This window comes from Flavobacterium sp. UBA4854, from assembly GCF_002399805.1.
Taxonomy (GTDB): Bacteria; Bacteroidota; Bacteroidia; order Flavobacteriales; family Flavobacteriaceae; genus Flavobacterium; species Flavobacterium ginsengisoli.
The window spans coordinates 1428-4810 of the sequence record NZ_DHEI01000099.1; the positions used below are offsets into that span (position 1 = coordinate 1428).

4 protein-coding genes are annotated in these 3383 nt (G+C 33.0%); all 4 read right to left on the reverse strand.

Annotated features, from left to right (window positions below):
* Window positions 1-452, reverse strand: a 452-nt coding sequence (locus B3J44_RS14635) for an adenylosuccinate synthetase (RefSeq protein WP_286969228.1), incomplete at its 3' end; no start/stop codon positions are given.
* Window positions 453-548: 96 nt separating this feature from the next.
* Entirely contained in the window at window positions 549-1013 is a 465-nt protein-coding gene (locus B3J44_RS14640) for a Fur family transcriptional regulator (RefSeq protein WP_008462215.1), read from the reverse strand.
* A 183-nt stretch (window positions 1014-1196) separates the two neighbouring features.
* Complete coding sequence (locus B3J44_RS14645) at window positions 1197-1739, reverse strand: hypothetical protein (RefSeq protein ID WP_286969232.1); 543 nt, start codon at window positions 1737-1739, stop codon at window positions 1197-1199.
* A gap of 15 nt (window positions 1740-1754) precedes the next feature.
* Window positions 1755-3383, reverse strand: a 1629-nt coding sequence (locus tag B3J44_RS14650; RefSeq protein ID WP_286969234.1) for a RelA/SpoT family protein, incomplete at its 5' end; no start/stop codon positions are given.

Sequence of the window (3383 nt, forward strand, 5' to 3'; positions counted from 1 at the left end):
ATATCTCCAACACGTAAACCATTTCTACCTGTTTTATCCATGTAAGTTGGTCCAATTCCTTTAAGAGTAGAACCAATTTTTGCTTTTCCTTTAGAAGCTTCAGAAGCTGCGTCAAGCAAACGGTGCGTTGGTAAAATTAAGTGTGCTTTTCTTGAAATGATTAATTTGCTTTTGATGTCAAGGTTAAATTTCTCTAAACCTTCAATTTCTTTTTGAAAAACTACAGGATCAATTACAACTCCATTTCCGATGATATTTACTGAGTTTTTATGAAAAATTCCAGAAGGAATCGTTCTTAGTACGTGCTTAATTCCATCAAATTCTAATGTATGTCCTGCATTTGGTCCTCCTTGAAAACGTGCAATAATATCATAATTTGAGGTAAGTACGTCTACAATTTTTCCTTTACCTTCATCTCCCCATTGTAATCCTAGTAATAAATCTACGGTCATTCTGTTTTAATTTGCGTTGAGACAATCTAAGTTGCCCTACTGATTATGTAGTTAATTTTCTTTTTTAATTTTTTTTGAAAAGTCTAATCTAAAAGACTATGAATTTGAATTTTGCTTTTTGTTTCCGTAGAAATAAAGCGAGTGATTTGTAATTTCGATATCAAAAATTTCTTCGATAGTCTTTTTGATGGTTTGAATTCTTGGATCACAAAATTCGATTACCTCACCAGAATCTGTCATAATGATGTGATCGTGCTGTTTATCAAAATATGATTTTTCGTAGTAAGCCTGATTTTGTCCAAATTGATGTTTTCTAACCAAAGCGCAGTCCAACAATAACTCGATCGTGTTGTATAAAGTAGCTCTACTTACACGATAGTTTTTGTTTTTCATTTTGATGTAAAGGTTCTCTATATCAAAATGCTCCTCGCTATCGTAAATTTCCTGAAGTATAGCATAACGCTCAGGAGTTTTGCGATGCCCTTTTTGTTCAAGATATAGTGTAAAAACATTTTTTACAATTTCTTGATTCTTAGTGTTGTCAGTTGAAATAAGTGTCATATCCGGCAAAGATAATTTTTTATTTTTAATGAATAAAAGTTTCGGGTTTAAAGTTTAACGTTTAAACTTGATTTTCATTAGTGATAATACACTAAACACAGGCTTTTACGTCAAAAATATTTTGAAAGCTTAATTTAGCTTAATTAACATAATTTTTTTAATTTATGAAAAAACTAACAATGGTTAACTTGATTTCGACATGTACATATACCAGTTCCATTCCCAAGTTTTTCCTTTGTCATCAGACATTGCCTGGCTCCAAATAGGATTCTTTTCGTCTCGAGCATCCCATCGGAATACTTGAATAACTGGTTTTTCATCAAAAACATCTTTAGAGAAAAAATGGCCAACTTTATTTTCAAAAGAGCCAACTACAGGTTTGTCTAATGTTCCTGTGTTAGAATCAGACCAGTAAATGCTCCACAATTTTGTTATCGGATTAAATAATCTTACTGTCATGCCTTCAAAAGGTTCTCCATCGAAAGTGGCTAGAAAATTATCAATGTTTCCAATTCCGTTTAGAATCTTGTACATTTCCTGTGTCGAAGGAAATTCAATCCACTCATCGCAATTCGTCAATCTGGATTTTAATTTTCTGTTACGAATAACAGATTTTCCTTGAAAAAAATCAAAATCGTCTTTTGATGAAGATTCAGATGCGGTAATTAAAAGCTCTCCATTTTCATCAAATACTACTTTGGGAATTTCTAAAGATTGATTTTCCATGATTAAATTTATGAATTAAGTTCTATACTCTCTAGTAACCTTATCAACTCCGTCTATTTTCTTGATGGCGCTAATCATTTTTTTCAAAATGGTATTGTTTTTAACGATTACCGCAACTTGCCCGTGAAAAATTCCAGCATCGGTGCTAAGCGAAATGCTTTGAATATTAACGCTCATATTGTTTGAAATCACTTTTGTCAATTGATTGGTAAGTCCTAAAACATCCATTCCGGTGATATTGATAATGGCTTTGAATTCTTCTTGAGAAGAGTCTATCCATTTTGCACTCATAATTCGATATGCATAATTTGATTGCATTCCGATCGCGTTCGGACAATCTTTTTTATGCACTTTAATTCCTTCATTAATAGTAACAAAACCAAAAACATCATCTCCTGGAATTGGATTGCAACATTGCGAAAGTTTATAATCTAACTTGTCATGTTCGGTTCCAAAAACCAGCATGTCATAGTTACTGCTAATGACTGGTTTATGAATGTCTTCATCAGCAGTATCTTTAGTTCGCTTGATTTTATTTTTGAAGAAATTGATAAACGAATTGCTTTTCTGGGCAGCAAAATCTTTTAACTGCTGATTCTCAATTGCACCAATTCCAACTCTGTAAAATAAATCTAAACTTGTTTTTAGTTTAAAGAAATTAACTAACTCATTTGTAACCTGTTCGTTAAAAGTAACTTTTAGGTGTTTTAATTTTCTAACAAGTAATTCTTTTCCTTCTTCTGCAATTTTTTTAGTGTTCTCGTTAAGAACGTTTTTAATTTTATTTTTTGCTCTTGAAGTTGTTACGTATTCCAACCAGTTTACAGTTGGTTTCTGGTTTGGAGAGGTAATAACTTCAACTTGGTCACCACTTTTTAATTCATAATTTAAAGGAACTAATCGTCCATTTACACGAGTACCACGTGTTTTAATTCCGATTTCAGAGTGAATGCTGAAAGCAAAATCAAGAGAAGTGGCGCCTTTTGGTAGCGATTTGATTTCTCCTTTTGGTGTAAAGATGAAGATTTCTTTAGAGTACAAATTCATTTTGAAATCTTCCACAAAATCAACTGCATTAGTTTCTGGATTTTCTAATGCTTCACGAAGTAAATTCAACCAAACATCTAAACCACTTTCTTCGCTTGCGCCATTTTTGTACTTGTAATGTGCGGCATAACCTTTTTCTGCAATTTCGTCCATACGTTCGCTTCGAACCTGAACTTCGACCCAACGACCTTTTGGTCCCATAACAGTAATATGCAAGGCTTCATAACCAGTTGATTTTGGCGATGAAATCCAGTCACGCAGACGGCTTGGACTTGGGCGATAATGATCGGTTACGATAGAATATATTTTCCACGCGATGAATTTTTCTTCATGCGGATCGGCTTTGTATACAATTCTAAGAGCGAACTTGTCATAAACTTCATCAAAAGTTACGTTTTGCGCACGCATTTTTCGACGAATAGAATAAATCGATTTTGGACGTCCTTTAATGATATAATCGATTCCTTCGCTGTCTAAAGATTTCTTTAAAACATCTGAAATATCTTTGATGTAAGCATCTTGCTGTTCTTTAGTTTCGCGAATTTTACTTACAATGTCATTGTAAACAGCAGGTTCAGTATATTTTAATCCTAAATC

Coding starts and splice junctions, on each gene's coding strand:
- B3J44_RS14640 (WP_008462215.1), bottom strand. CDS start 1,013: ATGACACTTATTTCAACTGACAACACTAAGAATCAAGAAATTGTAAAA.
- B3J44_RS14645 (WP_286969232.1), bottom strand. CDS start 1,739: ATGGAAAATCAATCTTTAGAAATTCCCAAAGTAGTATTTGATGAAAAT.